Genomic DNA, 19,143 nt, shown 5'->3' on the forward strand with positions numbered 1-19,143 from the left:
TCCCAGACTCCGCTCCCGAGCGCCGTAGAATCGAGGCATGAGCAGCGAGAACCTGACCAAGCCCGAGGTCGACGCCCCTGAGGGCCCGGCCCCCGACACCCTCGTCGTCGAGGACATCGTCGTCGGCGACGGCGCCGAGGCGCAGCCCGGCTCGACCGTCGAGGTCCACTACCTCGGCGTCGAGTACGACACCGGCGAGGAGTTCGACTCCTCCTGGAGCCGCGACCAGTCGATCAACTTCCCCCTCAACAACCTCATCCGCGCCTGGCAGCAGGGCATCCCGGGGATGAAGGTCGGCGGCCGCCGCAAGCTGATCTGCCCGCCCGCGCTGGCGTACGGCCCGGCCGGTGGAGGGCACCCGCTCTCCGGCAAGACCCTGATCTTCGTGATCGACCTGCTCGGCACCGAGTAGCTCCGAGCACGTGAAGAAGGCGCAGCTCCTAGCGGGGCTGCGCCTTCTTCACGCGGTCGACCAGCTCGCGCCAGGCTCCGTCGAGCTCGGTCTCGCCGAGGCGGACATGGTGCGTCTGCACACGGATCTCGTAGACGAAGCGGTCGGCCCGGCCGGGGGACTCGCCGTCGGCGGCGTCCCAGGGGAGCGAGCCGAGCAGGTCGCGCCACGCGCCCTCGTCGGGCTGCTGCTCGACGTCGACCCGCCACACCCGGCGGAGGCCGGCGACTCCGCCGCTGCGCGACACGATGACGTCCATGCGCGCGATGCTACCCGCCTCCGCCCTCGATCGGACCGGCTCAGGCGGACAGGGTCACGCCGACCGTCGTCCAGCCGGTGCGCACGGCGGCCTCGACCTCGGAGCCGGATCCGTAGCGCTCGGCGGCGGCCTGCACGGTGAGCGCGGCGAACGCCTCGAAGTCGGCCGTCGCGGTGAGGACGCCCCCGGTCAGCACGTCGTACCAGACCTGCCCTGCGCGCTCCCACGCCTTCCCGCCGAGGGTCGTCGCCGCCACGGCGAACGCGCGGTTGGGGATCCCCGAGTTGATGTGCACTCCGCCGTTGTCGTCGTCGGTCTCGACGTAGTCGGCCATCGAGCCCGGCTGCGGGTCGGAGCCGAGGACGTCGTCGTCGTACGCGGTGCCGGGGGCGATCATCGACCGCAGGGCCGTGCCCTGCACCTCGTCGGTGAAGAGCCCCTCGCCGATCAGCCAGCTCGCCTCGTCGGCGCTCTGGCCGGCGCCGTACTGCTCCAGCAGGGCTCCGAACACGTCCGAGACCGACTCGTTGAGCGCTCCGGACTGGCCGCGGTAGACGAGGTTCGCCGTGTACTCGGTGATGCCGTGGGCGAGCTCGTGGCCGATCACGCTCTGCGAGACGGTGAAGCGGCGGAACACCTGGCCGTCCCCGTCGCCGAAGACCATCCGCGAGCCGTCCCAGAAGGCGTTGTCGTAGTCGTCGCCGAAGTGCACGGTCGCGTCGAGCGGAAGCCAGGCGTCGTCGATCGAGTCGCGGCCGTACGCACCCTGCAGGAAGGCCGACATCGCGCCGAGGCCGTCGTACGCCTCGTCGACGGCCGCGTCCCCCGTGGCCTCCTCGCCCTCGCGGCGGACGACCGTGCCGGGCAGGGTCTCCTCGGTCCGCGCGTCCGCGATGGTGCGCTGGAGCGACTGCACGCGGGTGCGCGGCGAGGACGTCGCGGCGGCGGTCGGCGCCCCGCGGTCGGGCGCGGGCTCTCCGGGCCGGACGCGCCGGAACGGCACGTCCTGCTCGAGCGAGCGGCTCGCGGCCCGCGCGGCCCGGGCGAAGGCCGGATCGTCGAGGCGGGCGATGCGGACGAGGAGGTACGGCGGCACGACGGTTCGTCTCATGCCCCGATCCTGGCACCGACGTCCGACACGGTCCCGGGCTCGCCCGGCGGGCCCGCATGCGGTAGCGCCGAGCGGTAGCGTGAGCGCGACGAGCGGTTTCCAGCGATCCGGGGCCAGGCCCCGAGGACGACGAGGGCGGACATGGGCATCATCACGCGGGGCTTCTTCGGCAAGAGGGAGGCGGACCCGGACCTCCCGCCGGGCCAGCACCTCGAGAACGGCTTCCCGGTCCTCTCGATCGGGCCCACCCCGAACATCCACGAGTGGGCCTTCTCCATCGACGGCGGCCCCGCGGGCGTCCGCCGCTGGAACCGGGCGGAGTTCGACGCGCTCCCGCACGAGGACGTCCACACCGACATCCACTGCGTGACCCGGTGGTCGAAGCTCGGCACCAGCTGGCGGGGCGTCTCGGTCGACACGCTGCTGGAGGGCCTGGAGACGGACGCCGGCTTCGTCATGGCGCAGAGCTTCGGCGGCTACACGACGAACCTCCCGCTCGCCGAGATCCGCGGCGGGAGGGCCTGGGTCGTCACCGAGTTCGAGGGGAAGCCCCTCGCGGCCGAGCACGGCGGCCCCGCCCGGCTCCTCGTGCCGCACCTCTACTTCTGGAAGAGCGCGAAGTGGGTCCGGACGCTCCGCCTGATGCCCGGCGACGAGCCCGGCTTCTGGGAGCAGAACGGCTACCACATGCACGGGGACCCCTGGAAAGAGGAGCGCTACTGGTGATGTGGACGGAGGCGGTGGCCGAGTCGGTCGCGCCGCTCACGCCCACGTCGCGCCTCCTGGTGCTCCGCGTGCCCGGGTGGCCGGGCCACCTGGCGGGGCAGCACCTCGACGTGCGCCTCACCGCGCCCGACGGCTACCAGGCGAGCCGCTCCTACTCGATCGGCGCCCCGGCCGACGGGGAGCGGGTCGAGCTCGCGGTCGAGCGGCTGGACGACGGGGAGGTCTCCCCGTACCTGGTCGACGGCCTCGAAGCGGGCGACCGGCTCGAGATCCGCGGTCCGATCGGCGGCTGGTTCGTCTGGCGCCCCGAGCAGGCGGAGCCGGTGCAGCTGATCGCGGGCGGGAGCGGCGTGGTGCCGCTGATGGCGATGGCGCGCGAGCACGCCCGGTCCGGGAGCGCGGCGCGGATGCAGCTGCTCTACTCGGTCCGCTCGCCCGTCTTCGCCTACTACCGCGAGGAGCTGGCGGCGCTCGCCGAGCGGCCGGCCGCGACGGGCGGAGTCGCGGTGGACCACGTCTTCACCCGGGTGGCGCCGGCGGGAGCGGCGCGTCCGGCCGGCCGCGTCACTCCGGAGCTGCTCGCCGAGGCGGCTCTGCCGGCCCCGCTCGAGCCGACCGTCTACGTGTGCGGCCCGACCTCGTTCGTCGAGGCCGTCGCCACCGCCCTGGTCGAGCAGGGCCACGCGCCCGAGCGCGTCCGCACCGAGCGCTTCGGCGGCGCCTGACGCCTGTACCCCCGAGGCGCCGCGCCCCGGCGGCGCCTCGGGGGGAGGGATCACTCGAAGGAGACGGTGCGGTTCTCGCCGATGTCGGGCTGTCCGCCGGTGACGGCGGCCTTGAGGACCTTGAACAGCACGACCGGACGGGGCTCGTCGGTCGCCCACAGCTCGACGGTCTCGGCCTCGACGCGGATCAGCGCGACGGTCGGGTCGTCCTTGCCGTCGGGGAACCAGCCGGCGACGGCCGGGGACCACAGCTCGTCCACCTTCGCCGGGTCGTGCACGACGGTCGCCGAGCCGGCCACCGACAGGTAGCCCTTCTTCGACTCGAAGGCGACGTTGACGCTCGGGTTCGCGCGGATGTCGTCGACCTTGGGCGACGGGTCCTGCGTGAAGAACCACAGCGCGCCGTCGAAGTCGATGTCCTGGGCCTTGAGCGGACGGCTGACGAGCTGCCCGGTGGCGTTGACGGTGGTGAGGAGCCCGATCCCGGCGCTCTTCACCATCTCGGTGATCTGCTCGCGGTCGTCGGAGTCGGCGGGAGTGATGTCGGTGTCGGTCATGGTGCCGACGCTACGCGGACCGTGCGCCGCCGCAAGGGGTGGCGACGCCTCCCCGCGCGTGTCTAGCGTCGAGGCATGGACACCGAATCGACGTACACCGCCATCCTCGACAGCGGAGCGGAGCAGGAGAGCATCCGCCTCGAGATGATCGACGGCTCCCCGCAGCGCTCCTTCACCCGCCTGGCCGACATCGACGGCGAGGAGGTCGAGGTGGTCTGGGAGCTGGAGCCCGACGACGACGGCTTCCACGTCTACCGCCCGGTGCGGGTCGAGGGCCGCGACGACGACAGCGGACTGGTCTCGGACGACCGGCTGACCGACGGCGGCGGCGCCGACGCGGCCTCCGGCGACTGATCCCCGGCGCGCCCGTCCGCCGGCCTGAGCCGAGCGGGCGGGCGCGCTGTCCCGTCCGGCTCGAGGGAGACGCCCCTCCGCTCAGGCCGTCGGGTGCAGGGCGTCGTACCCACGGAACCCCGGTCGGAGTCGCAGCACCGCGGCGAGGATCGCGATGATCGCGAGCCCGCCCGCGAGCGGCGGCAGCCAGAGCAGCGCGACCGAGGCGAGCAGTCCCGTGTAGAGGTCGCCGACCCGCGGGCCGCCCGTCACCACGACGATGAACACGCCCTGGAGCCGACCCCGCATGTTGTCGGGGACCGCGGTCTGCAGCATCGTCTGCCGGAAGATCGAGCTGACGTTGTCGGAGGCGCCCGCGCCGGCCAGGGCGACCGCCGCCAGTGCGATGAGCACCGCGTTCGGCGCCGACGCGTCGTGCTGCACGAGTGCGGCACCGAGCAGGACCGCGCCGAACGCGACCACGAACGCTCCGTACACCTGGATCGAGCGGCCGATCGCGAGGCCCTGCCGGCGGACACCGGTGAGCCGGCCGGAGAAGACGCCGCTGATCAGCGCCCCGATCGCGAACGCGGCCGTGAGGGCGCCCACCGTCACCGCGCCCCCGCCGAGCAGCACGGCGGCGGCCGCCGGGAAGACCACGCGCGGCTGTCCGAAGGTCATGGCCACGATGTCGACCAGGAAGGACATCCGGATGTTCGGGGCGCCCTTCAGGAAGCCCAGGCCGTAGCGGAGGGACTCCAGCCCCGGCCGCTGCCGCTCGCCCTCGGGCACGAGCGCCGGCAGCCCCGCGATGCCGAGGAACGCGGCGAGGAACAGCACGACGTCGATCGTGTACGTGATCGCGAAGCCGGAGGAGGCGACCAGCACGCCGGCGAGGGCGGGCCCCACGGTCACCTCGACTCCGCTCGCGATGCCGCCCAGCGCGGCGGCGGCGGGGACCAGCTCGGTGCGGAGCAGCCGCGGAGCCAGCGTCATCCGGGTGGTCACGATCACCGTCGTCGCCACCGCGTTCACGGCGGTGAGCACGTAGAGGGAGAGCGGGGTCTCGGCGCCGAGCCAGGCGAGGGCCGCGATCCCCGCGGTCGAGCCCCAGGCCACGACCGCGGCGAGCAGGAGCACCAGGCGGCGGTCGAACGCGTCGGCGAGCATCCCGCCGTAGAGGCCGGCGATCACGGTCGGGACCAGCGCCACCACGCCGACCAGCGCGACCGCGAGGGTCGATCCGGTGAGCTCGTAGATGTGCAGGCCGACCGCGACGATCGTCATCTGGCCGCCGATGCCCGAGATCACGTTGCCGGCCCAGAGCCGGGCGAAGGCCGGGGACTCGCGGAGGGGGGAGACGTCGAGGACGTGGCTGCGCCGGGGGGCGCGGGGGGTCTGGCTCACTCGCTCCATTCTGCTGACTCCGCCGCCCCGGCGGGCCGCGTCGCGCCGATCCGGGGGCTCAGGGGTCATCCCCTAGGGTGAGAGGCATGAGCACGTCATCCGACGGCGCGCCCGGGCGTCAGGGTCCTCCTGCCCCGCGAGCAGCCGGAGCCGCCCCCTCGCGACGCTCGATCCGCACCGCCGCCGAGGCGGGCGCGCGTCGCGCGGCGGCCGCCACGGGCGGTCGGCGCAGCTCCACGGGCGGCGTCCGCGCCGGAGCCGCTCGGACCGGTGCCACGGCCTCGGGAGCTCGCGGTTTCCTCCGCCGCTACGGAGCCGGGATCGTCTCGGTCCTCCTGGCCGTCCTCGCGGTCCCGCTGTCGTTCTTCGTCTGGTACGCCCTGATCTCGCTCGGCGCCTACCCGGGCGACCAGGCCGTCAGCGACCTGCTGGTCGGCGTGCTCTACACCGCGCTCGTGCACGCGGTCCTGCTCGCCGGGATCCTGCTCGCCGTCTCCACCCTCCGCGCCCGGCGTCGCGAGAAGCGTCCGCCGATCGCCGGCTGGATCGGCGTGGTCCTCAACGTCCTCGTGCTCGTCTACTGGCAGCTGCTGGTCTCGCCGTGGCTCGTCGTGCTCTGGAACCGGGCCACCGGCTCCTGATACCGCCCTCCCTCTGGTAGAGTCGTCCGGTTGCCGTTCGACGGCCGCGGATCAAGAGAGCCCACGCATCAGGCGCCGGGCACCGCGCAACGAGAGAGAGGGGATCCCATATATGGCACTCGAAGCAGATGTCAAGAAGGCGATCATCGAAGAGTACGCGACCCACCCCGGTGACACCGGATCCCCCGAGGTGCAGGTGGCCGTCCTGACCAAGCGGATCAAGGACCTCACCGAGCACCTCAAGGAGCACAAGCACGACCACCACTCGCGTCGTGGTCTGCTGCTGCTCGTGGGTCAGCGTCGTCGACTCCTCGGCTACCTGTCGGATGTGGACATCAACCGCTACCGCTCGCTGATCGAGCGTCTCGGTCTGCGCCGCTAGCTCCTCCCGGAGCAGGGCGCGGTCTCGATGACACCGCGAACTTCTTGCCGAACGGGCCGTCCTCCTCGCGGAGGGCGGCCCGTTCCGCGTTCCCGGGCGGACGAGGCGCGCGGCGCCGGTCAGGGCAGGGGAGCGGGGCGGTCGATTCCGCCCCACGAGTAGCCGCTCGAGGCCGAGAACCAGTCGGCGGCGGCCCGCTGGAGCGCCGTGTCCTCCTCGGGGCGGCCGGGAGCCTCCACGGCGTCGACGAGCCCGGGCAGGGCGATCCGCCACGCCGCCGCGCTGCGCTGGGCGCGGGCCCAGTCGCGCTCGCACACCGGGTCCTCGGCCGCCGCGGCGAGAGCCCGCGGCGAGGTCACCCGCCAGCCGGTGTCCGACTCCGCGACCACGACCGCGCAGGTGAGCGCGGCGCCGCGGATGATGCTGTCGGGACCGGCGGAGGGGCCGATCGCCTGATCCTGAGCCGCGACCACCGCGGTGAGCGCGAGCTGCAGCCGGGTCGAGGGCTCGTCGGGCCGCGGTCTGATCCTCCCGTCGCCGGCCGAGACCGAGGCCGCCGATCCGGGTGCGAGGAGCAGCCCGGAGGAGGACTGCGACGCGTGCAGGCTCAGCAGCCCCGTCACTCCGTCCGTCCCGCTCGTCACGCCCCGCACCGAGGAGTCGCCGAGACTCCAGACGACGGGGGTGCGGTTGTGGATCGTGAGGCGCCGGTGGTCCTCGTCGAGGCAGGCCACGAGGTGGCCGGCCGGCACGCCCGCTCCGCCCTCGAAGGCGGACGAGGCGGCCAGCAGCTCCCGCGCGTCGTCGCACTGGGCGGGGGCGTCGGAGGCGGCGGCGGACTGGTCGGCGACCGGCGCCCGGGGGGCGAGGGAGCCCTGCACGCCCGCGACCGCCGCCGTGGTGAGCGCCGCGGCGGCGAGGAGGAGGACCACGCCGCGCCTGCCCATCCTCCGCACCTCCTGGTCGGAGGCTAGCCCGGCGCGGTCGCTCGGGCCAGCGCTGCGAGGGGCCCTCGACGCGTCCGGTGGGAATTCTTTCGAGGAATCTCAGACCGGGTGCATCCGAGGAGGCGCCTCGGCCGGAAGTAGTGGTGAAGGCCCTTCTCGACCACCCCCCGACCCCACGCGGGTCCCATCGTGCAAGAGGAACACCGTGACCACCTCCCGCTTCTCCCGCAGCCTGCTCGCCGGTGCCTGCATCGGAACCCTGGCCGTCGTCGGCATCGCCGCCACGCCCGCCGCCGCCGCCGACGCCGACTCGGCCGACCTCTCGGTCCTGCACGCCGTCCCCGACACTCCGGTCGACGTCTACGTCGACGGCAAGCTGACGCTCGACGACTTCACCCCCGGCTCGCTCGCCGGCCCGCTCGACCTCCCCACCGGCACCTACAAGGTCGCCATCACGGCCTCCACCGCCGCGGACGCCAGCGCCCCCGTGATCGGCCCGATCGACATCAGCCTCGAGGCGGGGAAGAGCTACACCGTCGCGGCGCACCTCAAGCCGGACAACACCCCCACCGCGACCCTCTTCACCAATGACATCTCGAAGACCGCCGCGGGCGAGGGCCGGCTCACGGTCCGCCACATCGCCGCCGCTCCGGCCGTGGACATCCTCGCCGGAGGGTCGCCCGTCCTGACGAATGTGACGAACCCGAACGAGGGCGTGCTGAACCTCGCCCCGGCCACGATCTCGACCGTGGTCGCCGCGACCGGGACCACCGCGCCGGTCATCGGCCCGGCCGACGTGCAGGTCCAGGAGGGCGTGAACACGATCGTCTACGCCTGGGGCAGCCTGGAGAAGGGCAACCTCGCTCTCGCGACGCAGACCATCGATGGGCTGCACTCCTCGCCGTCGGGCGTCCCCGCCGGTGAGGCCGGCCTCGCGGCGGACAACCGCCCCGACGCCGCCGCGGGCTGGTGGGGCGGAGCACTGCTCGCCGCCCTCGCCGCTGCCGGCGCTGTGCTGATCGGCCGCCGCACCGCCGCCTCGCGTCGCTGACCCGAGGATCCGACCGCCGGGTCGGCCGTGCTGGAGCGCGGCCGTCCCGGCACCCCCGACCACGACCCAGGAGGACGCCATGAGCCGGAGCCCCTTCCCTCTGCGCGTCCTCGCCGTGGTCGGGCTGATCGTGGCTGGTGCCGGTCTCGCCGGATGCGCGGCGCAGGAGTCCCGGGTGGAGCCCGCTCCCGCCGCCGTCTCCTCGGCGCCCCAGCAGCCGGTGCCGGCCACGGTCCCCTCCTCGCCCGCGGCGGCCCTGCCGGAAGCGGTGCCGTCCGTCCCGGTGGCGGACGCCCGGCTCGGCGCGACCCCCGCCCCCACCGCGCTCGCTCCCGAGCGGCTCGTCGTCGACGGGCTCCCCGTCGACATGGCCGTCGAGCCGGTCGGAGTCGCGGACGACGGCACGATGGAGCTCGTGCCCGACACGCAGGTCGCCGGCTGGTACCGCTTCGGCGCCGGCCTCGACGAGCCGGAGGGCACGGTCGTGATCGCCGCGCACGTCGACTCCCTCGCCTACGGCCTCGGGCCGTTCGTCGAGCTGAAGGAGGCGGTCCCGGGCCAGACCGTGACCCTCACCGGCGCGGACGGCTCGGAGCGCGCGTACACCGTCTCGACGGTGGAGACCACGGAGAAGACCACGGTCGACCTCTCGGCCGTGTTCGCCGCCGACGGACCGCCGCGGCTGGTCCTGATCACCTGCGGCGGCGACTTCGACTACGACACCCGCCACTACCTCAGCAACGTGGTGGTCACGGCCGTCCCGGCCGGCTGATCCGCCCGCCCGAGCCTCAGCGACGTACGATGAGCCTCGCAGCGCCGCACGCCCCCGGGCGGCAGCGCTCCCCGCAGCCCTGGAGGGATCCCCTGATCGAGACCATCGAGCCCGCCGACGGCGCCGAGGCCGACAGCGCTCTCGTGGCCCGGCTCAGCCGCCGCTTCGCCGCAGGGGAGGAGGCGGCGCTCGCCGAGGCGTACTCGCGCTGGTCGCCGCTGGTCTTCACGCTGGCGCTGCGCTCGCTGGGCGACCGCGGCGACGCGGAGGACGTGGTGCAGCGCGTCTTCGTCTCGGCCTGGACCTCGCGCTCGGGCTTCGACCCCGGACGGGCGGCTCTCGGAGCCTGGCTGGTGGGGATCTCCCGGAGGAGGATCGCGGACGCGCACGAGGCGCGGGCGCGCGAGCGGAGGCTCACCGAGGCCCTCGTCGCCGTCACGCCGGTCGAGGAGGGGGAGGCCCCCGTCGACATCGAGGCGCGGATCCTGATCGCCGACGAGCTGGCCCGCCTGGATCCCGTCCCCCGGCGGGTGATCGGCCTCGCCTTCTACGAGGACCTCACCCACACCGAGATCGCCGAGCGCACCGGCCTGCCGCTGGGTACCGTCAAGAGCCACATCCGCCGCAGCCTCGACCGGCTCCGCTCCCGCCTGGAGGTGAGCAGCACATGACCCACCTCGATCCCGACGAGCTCGCCCTGCTCGCCCTCGGCGAGCACTCGAGCGACGCCGAGCAGGCCCACCTGCGCGACTGCCCCGACTGCGCCCGGCAGCTGGTCGAGCTCGGCCACGCCGCGGGCCTGGGCCGTGCGAGCCGTGCTGTCGAGCTGGAGGCGCCGCCCGCGATCGTCTGGGACCGCATCCGCGAGGAGCTCGCCCTCGGCGACCTCGGGCCCGGCGCCCTGCCGTCGTCGGCGGCTGCCGTGCCGCCTCCGCTCGCCCTTCCCCGGGGACGGCACCGTCCTGCGCGCCGCCGCCGGCCCCGCGCTCTGAGCGCCGTTCTGGCAGCTCTCGGCGCGCTCGTCATCGGGGTCGCGGGCGGAGCCTGGTGGCAGGCCTCGCGGAGCGACGACACCACTGCCGTCGTGGCTCGCGCTGATCTCGCCGCTCTCCCCGACTGGCAGGGAGCGAGCGGAACCGCGGAACTGGAGGACGCCGACGGCGCCCGCCGCCTGCACGTGCACCTCGATGCGCAGAGCGCGGACGACTCGTACCGGGAGGTCTGGCTCCTCGCCGCCGACGCCTCCGGGCTGGTCGGCCTCGGCGTGCTCGACGGGACCGACGGCGTCTTCGCCGTGCCCGACGACGTCGACCTCGCCGAGTACTCGCTCGTGGACGTCTCCCAGGAGCCGTTCGACGACGACCCGGAGCACTCCGGCGACTCGATCGTCCGCGGCCCCCTGCGCGAGGGCTGAGGCCTAGGCCGAGCGCTCCGCCAGCACGGCCGTGAGCGCCTGCACCGCGGCGGAGGGGCGCGGCGCCGTGCAGACCGAGAGCTCCCAGACCAGCCCCGGCCAGTCGAGCGCGAGGGCCGTGACGCCCTCCAGCGGCTCGACGCCCGCGCGCGGCACGATCGCCGGCCCCAGCCCCGCCTGCACGAAGCGGGGGATCCCCGGCAGATCGGCGACCTCGGTGGCCACCCGGCGCGACGCCCCGGCTTCGCGGAAGGCGAGGTCGACGGCGACCCTGTTGCCGAAGCCGGCGGGCGTGTCCACGAAGGTGAGCCCGTCGAGGTCCTGCGGGGAGGGCGGTCCCGCCGCGGCGAGCGGATGCGCGCTCTCCACCAGCAGGACGTAGTCGCTGCGCACCAGCCGCGTCACCGCCAGGCCCCGCAGCTGCGTCGCCGGCAGTGCCAGCAGAGCGGCGTCGAGCAGGCCGCGGCGCAGGTCCTCGGCGAGACCGGTGGAGCCGGTGGTCGAGGTGCGCAGGAGCAGGTCCACCAGCGGGTGCCGAGTGCGGAAGACGCCGAGCGCGCCGGGCAGGTCGACGAGGTCGAGGGCGGAGAAGGTGCCCACCCGCACCCGCCCGCGGAGCCCCGCCGCGTCGTCGGCCGCGAGCGAGCGCATCCGGTCGAGGCTGTCGATCGCCGATCGGGCCGAGGGCAGGAGCGCCTCGCCGACCGCGGTGAGCGCCACCCGCCGGGTCGAGCGGGCGAACAGCGGCGAGCCGAGCTCCTGCTCGAGCGAGCGGATGCTCGCCGAGAGGGTCGACTGCACGACGAACAGGCGCGCGGCCGCCCGGGTGAAGCTGAGCTCCTCGGCGACGGCGACGAAGGCGGCGAGCTGGCGGTCGTCCATGCGCCCATTATCCAACAGGGACGATCAATTCATCCGAGATCCTCCGTTGGACACGGATGATGGGGCGGAGCACTGTGGACACTGTGACCACCACCGAGCGCTCCCTCCCGTCCGTCCATCGCCGCGAGCTCCCGCACCGTCACGGCTTCTGGGTGATCGCCGTCGCCTTCCTCACGGTGATGGCGTTCTCGACCGTGCCGACACCGCTCTACGCGATCTACCAGCAGCGCGACGGGTTCCCGGCCTTCGTCGTCACCGTGGTCTTCGCCGCGTACGCGGTCGGAGTCGTGGCGAGCCTCTTCCTCGCCGGGCACGTCAGCGACTGGCTCGGCCGCCGCCGGATCCTGCTCGCGTCGATCCTCGTCGAGGTCCTGGCGGCCGCCGTGTTCCTGCTCTGGCCGGACGTGCCCGGGCTGATCCTCGCCCGCCTGCTGACCGGGCTCGGCGTCGGCGCGCTCACCGCGACGGCCACCGCCCATCTCTCGGAGCTGCGCGCCGTCGCCCGCCCGGAGGAGGGCCCCGGCACCTCCCGCGCCGTCTCCGCCCTGGTGAACATGGGCGGGCTGGCGCTCGGCCCGCTCGTCGGCGGGGTGTTCGCCGTGACGGTGCGCGAGCCCCTGGTCGTCCCGTACGCCGTGTTCCTCGTCCTCCTGGTCGTCCTCGGGATCGGCGTCGCGCTCGTCCCCGAGACGGTCGAGCGGCGCGAGGTCCTCCCGGCGTACCGTCCGCAGCGCCTGGCCGTGCCGGCCGCGTCCCGCGGCGTCTTCCTCTCGGCCGCGGTCGGCGCGTTCGCCGGGTTCGCCGTGTTCGGCCTCTTCACCTCGCTGGCGCCGACCTTCCTCGCCGGGCGCTTCGGCGAGACCTCCCACCTCGAGGCGGGCGCGGTCTCCTTCGGGGTCTTCGCCGCCGGAGCCGTCGCGCAGCTGGTCTCGATCCGGCTGTCCTCGCGGACGGCGCTCCGCCTCGCGGCCGTGGCGCTGACGGCCGGGCTGCTGCTGGTCGCGACCGGCGCCGTGATCGTCTCGGTGTCCGCCTTCATCGTCGGCGGGGTGCTCGCGGGAGCGGGCGTGGGCCTGCTCTTCCGCCTGGCGCTCGGAGTCGCCGGCTCGCTCGCCACCGACGAGACCCGAGGCGAGGTGCTCGCGGCCGTGTTCCTCGCCGCCTACCTCGGCCTCGCGGTGCCGGTCCTGGCGATCGGTGCCGCGCTCGCGCTCCTGCCGGCCGTCCCGGTCCTGCTCGGCTTCGTCGCCGTCGTGCTCGTCCTGGTGCTCGCGGCGATCGCCCGGATGCGGCGCACCGCCTGACGCGAGCGGGGGAGGGGCCGCGCGCTGGACAATGGGGGCATGAAGCTCTTCCCGTTCGGACGCGGCGACGCGAACCCCCTCCCCTCCGACGACCGCGGCTCGGGCAAGCTCGACGACTACGACTACGAGCTGCGCCCGAAGTCGCGGCGCGGCGACACCCTCCTCCGCCTCGCCGACTCCCGGCCGCACCAGGACGAGATCGCGCGGGTGCTCGCCCTCGGCGAAGACGAGGTCACGGCCGTGATCCCGCGCCGCACCGCGGAGGAGGAGCGCGTGGACGCTCCGATGCCGGTCCGCCTGTTCGCGGCCCAGCGCCCCTCGGGGCTCGTCGGCCAGGTGCCGCGCGGTCTCGAGAACGTGGTCGAGGCCGCCCTCGCCCGGCTCTCGGAGGCGGGGAGGTCGCCCCGCGTGCCGGCCCGCATCGTGACGGTGAGGGGCGGGCTGCGCGTCGAGCTGCTGATGCACGAGACGCGGGGCTGACGGGCGGAGGGCCCGCCGGGTCGGCGCGGTCCATGGAGGAACCGCACCGCGGCTGATAGCATGAACCGGTTCCGAATCCGAAAGCGACCGCCGGTCGACCCAGGATTCGAGCCACGGAGCAGGCCGGCAGGAAGCTGGTCCTCGGTGGTGGAGTCCCGGACGGCGGCAGCGTGCGACAGAGCACGGGCCGCCGCGGCACGAGTCGCAGGCGGCACGTCCCGCTCGCGGCACAGGTCGCGACAGCCCGGAGCTCTTCTACTGGTGGCCAGCACGAACGCCCTCCACACGACGGCACGGCGCGAAGCCCTGCCGTGGGATCGTCTCGATTCCTGACCGGACCGCTGCTCCGACGAACGCCGGCGCCCAGAAGGGGCGCCGCTGCAGACGTTAAGGAGACAGACCTCTTGGAAGGTCCTGAAATCACATTCGCCGAAGCCGTTCTCGACAACGGCTCGTACGGCACCCGCACCGTCCGCTTCGAGACCGGCCGCCTCGCGCAGCAGGCTCAGGGCGCCGTCGCCGCCTACCTCGACGAGGACACCATGCTCCTCTCGGCCACGTCGGCCTCGAAGAACCCGAAGGACAACTTCGACTTCTTCCCGCTGACCGTCGACGTCGAGGAGCGCTCCTACGCCGCCGGCAAGATCCCCGGCTCGTTCTTCCGCCGCGAGGGCCGCCCCTCCACCGAGGCGATCCTGGTCTGCCGTCTGATCGACCGGCCGCTGCGCCCCTCGTTCGTCGAGGGCCTGCGCAACGAGGTCCAGATCGTCATCACGGTCCTCAGCATCGCGCCGGACGAGTTCTACGACGCCCTCGCGATCAACGCCGCGAGCGCGTCCACGCAGATCTCCGGCCTGCCGTTCTCCGGCCCGGTCGCCGGCGTCCGCCTGGCGCTCATGTCCGACGGCTCCGGCAACGACCAGTGGGTCGCCTTCCCCAAGGCCTCCCAGCTGGAGAACGCCGTCTTCGACCTCACCGTCGCGGGCCGCGTCGTCACCAACGAGGACGGCTCCTCGGACGTCGCCATCATGATGGTCGAGGCCGAGGCCACGGAGTCCTCCTGGAACCTCATCAAGGCGGGTGCGACCAAGCCCAGCGAGGACGTCGTCGCCGAGGGCCTCGAGGCCGCCAAGCCCTTCCTCCGCGCACTCGTCGAGGCGCAGGCGAAGCTCGCCGCCGAGACCGCGAAGCCGGTCAAGGACTACCCGGTGTTCCTGCCCTACGCGCAGGAGACCTACGACAACGTCGCCGAGCTCAGCTACGACGAGCTCGTCCGCGTGTACCAGATCGCCGACAAGGTCGAGCGGCAGGACGCCGACGACGCCCTCAAGGCGCGCGTCAAGGAGCAGATCGCCGAGCGCATCGCCTCGGGCCAGCTCTCGGCCGAGGCCTACAACCAGGTCGGAGCGGCGTACAAGTCCGTCACGAAGGTGGTCGTCCGCGGCCGCATCCTCCGCGACGGCGTGCGCATCGACGGACGCGGCCTGGCCGACATCCGCCCGCTCGACGCCGAGGTGCAGGTCATCCCGCGCGTCCACGGCTCGGCCATCTTCCAGCGCGGCGAGACCCAGATCCTGGGCGTCACCACGCTGAACATGCTCAAGATGGAGCAGCAGATCGACTCGCTGTCGCCCGTCACCAAGAAGCGGTACCTGCACCACTACAACTTCCCGCCCTACTCGACCGGTGAGACCGGCCGCGTCGGATCGCCGAAGCGTCGCGAGATCGGGCACGGCTTCCTCGCCGAGCGCGCCCTCGTGCCGGTGCTGCCGAGCCGCGAGGAGTTCCCCTACGCGATCCGCCAGGTCTCCGAGGCGCTGAGCTCCAACGGCTCGACCTCGATGGGCTCGGTCTGCGCGTCGACCCTGTCGCTCCTCAACGCCGGAGTGCCGCTGCGCGCCCCGGTCGCGGGCATCGCGATGGGCCTCGTGTCCGACGTCGTCGACGGCCAGACCCGCTACGCGGCGCTGACCGACATCCTGGGCGCCGAGGACGCGCTCGGCGACATGGACTTCAAGGTCGCCGGAACCGCCGAGTTCGTCACGGCCATCCAGCTCGACACCAAGCTCGACGGCATCCCGTCGTCGGTGCTCGACGCCGCGCTCAAGCAGGCCAAGGACGCCCGCACCACGATCCTCGCGGTGCTCACGGCGGCCATCGACCAGCCCGACGAGATGGCCCCGACCGCGCCCCGCGTGATCTCGGTGCAGATCCCCGTCGACAAGATCGGCGAGCTGATCGGCCCCAAGGGCAAGACGATCAACGCGATCCAGGACGAGACCGGCGCCGACATCTCCATCGAGGAGGACGGCACCGTCTACATCGGAGCCGTCGACGGTCCGTCGGCCGAGGCCGCGCGTGCGCAGGTCAACGCCATCGCGAACCCGACCAACCCCGAGGTCGGCGAGCAGTTCCTCGGAACCGTCGTCAAGCTCGCGACCTTCGGCGCGTTCGTCTCGCTCCTCCCCGGCAAGGACGGACTGCTGCACATCAGCGAGGTCCGCAAGCTCGCCGGCGGCAAGCGCGTCGAGAACGTCGAGGACGTCCTCGGAGTCGGCCAGAAGCTGCTCGTCCAGATCACCAAGATCGACGACCGCGGCAAGCTGTCCCTCGCGCCCGTCGTGGCCGAGGAGGCCGAGGTCGAGGCTCCCGCCGAGAGCTGATCCCTCCTGCACGACCGTGACGCCCGTCCCACTCCGGTGGGGCGGGCGTCCGTCGTCGGCGGGGGCATGGGGTACGGTGGCGGGACCGCGCCGCACCGCCCCGACCGGAGGACTCCGTGACCGACCCGACGCCCCTGGCCACCGAGCCGGAGACGCTGCTCCTCTCACGCACCCTGGGTCGGACCGGCCTCCCCGTGCATCCGCTCGCCCTCGACGGCTCCGTCTTCGGCTGGGCCGCCGGGATCGACGACACCACCGAGGTGCTCGACGCTTTCGGCCGTCTCGGCGGCACCCTGATCTCGACCGCGGACCACTACGCGACCGGTCGGAGCGAGTACATGATCGGCCGCTGGCTCGAGCAGAGCGGGCTGCGCGAGCGGATGCTGGTCGCGACGAAGGTCGGCCGGCACCCGGACGCGCCGGGCCTCGCCCCGGAGGACGTCCGCATCGCGGTCGAGGGGAGCCTCGAGCGGCTCGGCACCCGGATCGACCTGCTCTCGTTCGACAGCGAGGACCCCGGGATCCCCATCGCCGACAGCCTGGCGGCGGTCGCGCCGTTCCTGGCGGACGGCTCGGTCGGCGCCCTGGGCGCCGCGCACTTCAGCGGAGCCGCGATCACGGCGCTGCACGAGACGGCGACCGCATTCGCGCTGCCGTCGCTCTCGGCCGTCGTGTCGGAGTACAGCCTGATGGAGCGCCGGACCTACGAGACCGACGTCGCGCCCGAGGTGGTGCGGCTCGAGCTCGGCACCCTCGCGCGGCTGCCCCTGGCGAGCGGCTACCTCACCGGCGCCCTGCGCAGCCGCACGGACGAGCCGGAGTCGGCCCTGTTCGAGGCGGGCCTGGACTACGTCGGCCGCCACGGCTCCCGCGTGCTCGCTGCCCTCGACGAGATCGCCGGGGCCCACGGCACGGAGCCCGGCGTGGTCGCGCTCGCCTGGGTGCTCTCGCACCAGGAGGTCTCGGCGGCGATCGTCCGGGCCCGGAACGCCGCGGAGCTCGAGTCGCTGTTCGCGGCGGCCGCGCTCCCACTGACCCGGAGCGACATCGCCCAGCTGGACCGCGTCTCCGCCTGAGGCTCTCGCCGGCTGGTCCGCCGCCGTCGGGCGCCGCGCCCCGCGCCGGGCTCGGAGCGGGGCGCGGCGAGGTTCAGCGGCGCAGGATGCGCGCCTCCCACGGGCCGAGCGTCGACCCGGTCGCACCGGCGACGTTGCCGAGGACCGTCTCGGCAGCCGCCCACTCCTCGAGCAGCGGCACCTCGAGCGGCTCACCGGACACGTTCCCGACGACGAGCAGCTCGCCCGGTCCGGTGCGCGTGAAGGCGAAGAGCGCGGGGTGCTCGGGCTCCAGCAGCGCGAAGCGGCCCAGCTGCACCGTCTCGTCGGCGTGCCGCAGCGCGATCAGCGCCCGGTAGTACTCGAAGACCGACCGCTCGGCGGCCCGATCGGCGGCGACGTTCACCTCGGCGGCGTTGGGGTTGACCGCGATCCACGGCTCGCCGGTCGTGAAGCCGGCCTGGAGGCTGTCGTCCCACTGCACCGGCGTGCGGGCGTTGTCGCGGCTCTGCGCGCGCAGCCCGGCGAGCACGGTCGCCGGGTCCTCGCCGCGCTCGCCGACGGCCTCGGCCCAGTAGTTCAGGGACTCGACGTCGCGGAAGTCCTCGATGCCGGCGAACGGGACGTTCGTCATCCCGATCTCGTCGCCCTGGTAGATGTACGGCGTGCCGCGCTGGAGGTGGAGGAGCGTCGCCCAGAGGGTCGCGGACTCGTAGCGGTGCGCGCCGTCGTCCCCGAAGCGCGAGACGAGACGCGGCTGGTCGTGGTTGCCGAGGTACAGGCTGTTCCAGCCGCGCTCGGCCAGGCCGTCCTGCCAGCGCGCGAGGTTGGCCTTCAAGGCGACCAGGTCCAGCGGCACCGGGTGGAACTTGTCGACTCCGTGGTCGATGCCGACGTGCTCGAACTGGAAGACCATGTCGAGCTCACGCCGCTCGGGATCGGTCACGAGCACCGCCTCCTCGAGGGTGACCCCGGGCATCTCGCCGACGGTGAGGAAGGAGCCCTCGCGGTGCGCGAACACGGCCTCGTGCATCTCGCGGAGGTACTCGTGGAGCCGCGGACCCACCCCTCCGACGATGCCCGCGCCGCCCTGCTCGCCGTCGACGGCTCCGACGTCCTTCGAGACGAGGTTGATCACGTCCATCCGGAAGCCGTCCACTCCGCGGTCGAGCCAGCGGTTCATCATCGCGTGCACCGCGTGCCGCACCTCGGGGTTCTCCCAGTTGAGGTCCGGCTGCTGCACCGCGAAGAGGTGGAGGAAGTACTCGTCCGTCGCCGGGTCGAGCGTCCAGGCAGGGCCGGAGAAGTAGGAGCGCCAGCCGTTCGGCTCGGCGACGTCGAGGCCGGCGCCGGCGGCCGCCTCGAGCTCGCGGCCGGGCTCGGCCGAGCGGCGCCCGCGGCGCCACCAGTACCAGTCGCGCTTCGGGTCCTCCTGCGAGGAGCGGGACTCGACGAACCAGGCGTGCTCGTCGCTCGTGTGGTTGACCACGAGGTCCATCACGATGCGGATGCCGCGCTCGTGGGCCTCCGCGAGGAGCAGGTCGAACTCCTCCAGCGTCCCGAACCGCGGGTCGATGTCCTCGTAGTCCGAGATGTCGTAGCCGTTGTCGTGCTGCGGCGACGGGTAGACCGGCGAGAGCCAGATCACGTCGACCCCCAGGTCGGCGAGGTGGTCGAGCTTCGAGCGGATGCCGCCCAGGTCGCCGATGCCGTCGCCGTTCGAGTCCGCGAACGAGCGCGGGTAGATCTGGTAGACGACGGCGCTCGTCCACCAGGGCGCGGACGTCTCCCGCTCGGGGGAGTCGGAGGTCGGGGCGGCGGTCTCGGAGGGGGTCGGGGCGGCGGAGTCCATGGTCGCGAATCTAGCCCGGACGGCCGACACGGAGGGGCCCGCCGCACCGCTCGCCGGCGCGAGTCGACCCCGCCGGCGGCGCCCGTGTAACGATCTGGTGAACCGTGCGCGACCCGGCGGAGTGGCGGCTC

The 19,143-nt window shown here is 73.5% G+C and carries 21 protein-coding genes; 14 read left to right on the forward strand and 7 right to left on the reverse strand.

The window, feature by feature from the left end; translation table 11 throughout:
* Positions 1-37: 37 nt before the first annotated feature.
* The gene (locus tag C5C82_RS02895; protein WP_104224823.1) at positions 38-412 is read left to right on the forward strand and encodes an FKBP-type peptidyl-prolyl cis-trans isomerase; all 375 of its coding nucleotides are present in this window, start codon (positions 38-40) and stop codon (positions 410-412) included.
* 28 nt (positions 413-440) lie between these two features.
* Here the strand turns inward: C5C82_RS02895 and C5C82_RS02900 are convergent, their stop codons facing one another.
* Both C5C82_RS02900 and C5C82_RS02905 read right to left on the reverse strand, forming a co-directional pair.
* Positions 441-710, reverse strand: a complete 270-nt coding sequence (locus tag C5C82_RS02900; protein ID WP_104226281.1) for a protealysin inhibitor emfourin — start codon at positions 708-710, stop codon at positions 441-443.
* A gap of 40 nt (positions 711-750) precedes the next feature.
* Entirely contained in the window at positions 751-1,821 is a 1,071-nt protein-coding gene (locus C5C82_RS02905) for a M4 family metallopeptidase (RefSeq protein ID WP_104354582.1), read from the reverse strand.
* A 141-nt stretch (positions 1,822-1,962) separates the two neighbouring features.
* Between C5C82_RS02905 and C5C82_RS02910 the strand changes: the two genes are divergently transcribed.
* Together C5C82_RS02910 and C5C82_RS02915 are read left to right on the forward strand one after the other, a co-directional pair.
* On the forward strand, positions 1,963-2,547 hold the full coding sequence (locus C5C82_RS02910) for a molybdopterin-dependent oxidoreductase (protein WP_104354583.1): 585 nt from the start codon (positions 1,963-1,965) through the stop codon (positions 2,545-2,547).
* Entirely contained in the window at positions 2,547-3,272 is a 726-nt protein-coding gene (locus tag C5C82_RS02915) for a ferredoxin reductase (RefSeq protein WP_104283799.1), read from the forward strand. The genes C5C82_RS02910 and C5C82_RS02915 overlap by 1 nt, the downstream gene beginning before the upstream one ends.
* A 50-nt stretch (positions 3,273-3,322) precedes the next feature.
* Here C5C82_RS02915 and C5C82_RS02920 read toward each other — a convergent pair whose 3' ends face one another.
* Entirely contained in the window at positions 3,323-3,829 is a 507-nt protein-coding gene (locus C5C82_RS02920) for a pyridoxamine 5'-phosphate oxidase family protein (RefSeq protein WP_104354584.1), read from the reverse strand.
* Between the two features lie 75 nt (positions 3,830-3,904).
* Here C5C82_RS02920 and C5C82_RS02925 point away from each other — a divergent pair, with 75 nt between their 5' ends.
* On the forward strand, positions 3,905-4,183 hold the full coding sequence (locus C5C82_RS02925; protein ID WP_104224817.1) for a hypothetical protein: 279 nt from the start codon (positions 3,905-3,907) through the stop codon (positions 4,181-4,183).
* An 81-nt stretch (positions 4,184-4,264) separates the two neighbouring features.
* Here C5C82_RS02925 and C5C82_RS02930 read toward each other — a convergent pair whose 3' ends face one another.
* Positions 4,265-5,569, reverse strand: a complete 1,305-nt coding sequence (locus C5C82_RS02930; RefSeq protein WP_258065909.1) for an MFS transporter — start codon at positions 5,567-5,569, stop codon at positions 4,265-4,267.
* An 86-nt stretch (positions 5,570-5,655) separates the two neighbouring features.
* On the opposite strand from C5C82_RS02930, the gene C5C82_RS02935 reads away from it, so the two are divergent.
* Both C5C82_RS02935 and rpsO read left to right on the forward strand, forming a co-directional pair.
* A complete protein-coding gene (locus C5C82_RS02935) occupies positions 5,656-6,210 on the forward strand; it encodes a hypothetical protein (RefSeq protein WP_104224815.1) in 555 nt (184 codons plus the stop codon).
* A 112-nt stretch (positions 6,211-6,322) separates the two neighbouring features.
* The gene (gene rpsO, locus C5C82_RS02940; RefSeq protein ID WP_068252328.1) at positions 6,323-6,592 is read left to right on the forward strand and encodes a 30S ribosomal protein S15; all 270 of its coding nucleotides are present in this window, start codon (positions 6,323-6,325) and stop codon (positions 6,590-6,592) included.
* A gap of 119 nt (positions 6,593-6,711) precedes the next feature.
* Here rpsO and C5C82_RS02945 read toward each other — a convergent pair whose 3' ends face one another.
* Entirely contained in the window at positions 6,712-7,539 is an 828-nt protein-coding gene (locus C5C82_RS02945) for a hypothetical protein (protein ID WP_104354586.1), read from the reverse strand.
* Positions 7,540-7,744: 205 nt separating this feature from the next.
* Between C5C82_RS02945 and C5C82_RS02950 the strand changes: the two genes are divergently transcribed.
* The 4 genes from C5C82_RS02950 (at position 7,745) to C5C82_RS02965 (ending at position 10,776) form a co-directional block, all read left to right on the forward strand.
* Entirely contained in the window at positions 7,745-8,590 is an 846-nt protein-coding gene (locus C5C82_RS02950; protein WP_104224813.1) for a DUF4397 domain-containing protein, read from the forward strand.
* 79 nt (positions 8,591-8,669) lie between these two features.
* Positions 8,670-9,362, forward strand: a complete 693-nt coding sequence (locus C5C82_RS02955; RefSeq protein WP_104233252.1) for a class F sortase — start codon at positions 8,670-8,672, stop codon at positions 9,360-9,362.
* 29 nt (positions 9,363-9,391) lie between these two features.
* Complete coding sequence (locus C5C82_RS02960; protein WP_104233253.1) at positions 9,392-10,033, forward strand: RNA polymerase sigma factor; 642 nt, start codon at positions 9,392-9,394, stop codon at positions 10,031-10,033.
* The gene (locus tag C5C82_RS02965; protein ID WP_104233254.1) at positions 10,030-10,776 is read left to right on the forward strand and encodes an anti-sigma factor; all 747 of its coding nucleotides are present in this window, start codon (positions 10,030-10,032) and stop codon (positions 10,774-10,776) included. The genes C5C82_RS02960 and C5C82_RS02965 overlap by 4 nt, the downstream gene beginning before the upstream one ends.
* Before the next feature lie 3 nt (positions 10,777-10,779).
* Here the strand turns inward: C5C82_RS02965 and C5C82_RS02970 are convergent, their stop codons facing one another.
* Positions 10,780-11,658, reverse strand: a complete 879-nt coding sequence (locus tag C5C82_RS02970) for a LysR family transcriptional regulator (RefSeq protein WP_104233255.1) — start codon at positions 11,656-11,658, stop codon at positions 10,780-10,782.
* 83 nt (positions 11,659-11,741) lie between these two features.
* Between C5C82_RS02970 and C5C82_RS02975 the strand changes: the two genes are divergently transcribed.
* From C5C82_RS02975 to C5C82_RS02990, 4 genes are all read left to right on the forward strand, one after another.
* Positions 11,742-12,962, forward strand: a complete 1,221-nt coding sequence (locus C5C82_RS02975) for an MFS transporter (RefSeq protein WP_258062854.1) — start codon at positions 11,742-11,744, stop codon at positions 12,960-12,962.
* A gap of 39 nt (positions 12,963-13,001) precedes the next feature.
* Complete coding sequence (locus C5C82_RS02980; RefSeq protein WP_104226292.1) at positions 13,002-13,442, forward strand: hypothetical protein; 441 nt, start codon at positions 13,002-13,004, stop codon at positions 13,440-13,442.
* A 404-nt stretch (positions 13,443-13,846) separates the two neighbouring features.
* Positions 13,847-16,105, forward strand: coding sequence for a polyribonucleotide nucleotidyltransferase (locus tag C5C82_RS02985; RefSeq protein ID WP_104224806.1), 2,259 nt, complete (start codon positions 13,847-13,849; stop codon positions 16,103-16,105).
* A gap of 116 nt (positions 16,106-16,221) precedes the next feature.
* Positions 16,222-17,181, forward strand: coding sequence for an aldo/keto reductase (locus C5C82_RS02990; protein ID WP_104295173.1), 960 nt, complete (start codon positions 16,222-16,224; stop codon positions 17,179-17,181).
* Between the two features lie 73 nt (positions 17,182-17,254).
* Here C5C82_RS02990 and C5C82_RS02995 read toward each other — a convergent pair whose 3' ends face one another.
* Positions 17,255-19,012, reverse strand: a complete 1,758-nt coding sequence (locus C5C82_RS02995; protein ID WP_104255563.1) for an alpha-glucosidase — start codon at positions 19,010-19,012, stop codon at positions 17,255-17,257.
* Positions 19,013-19,143: the final 131 nt, after the last annotated feature.

The organism is Rathayibacter sp. AY1D5, from assembly GCF_002932515.1.
Taxonomy (GTDB): Bacteria; Actinomycetota; Actinomycetes; order Actinomycetales; family Microbacteriaceae; genus Rathayibacter.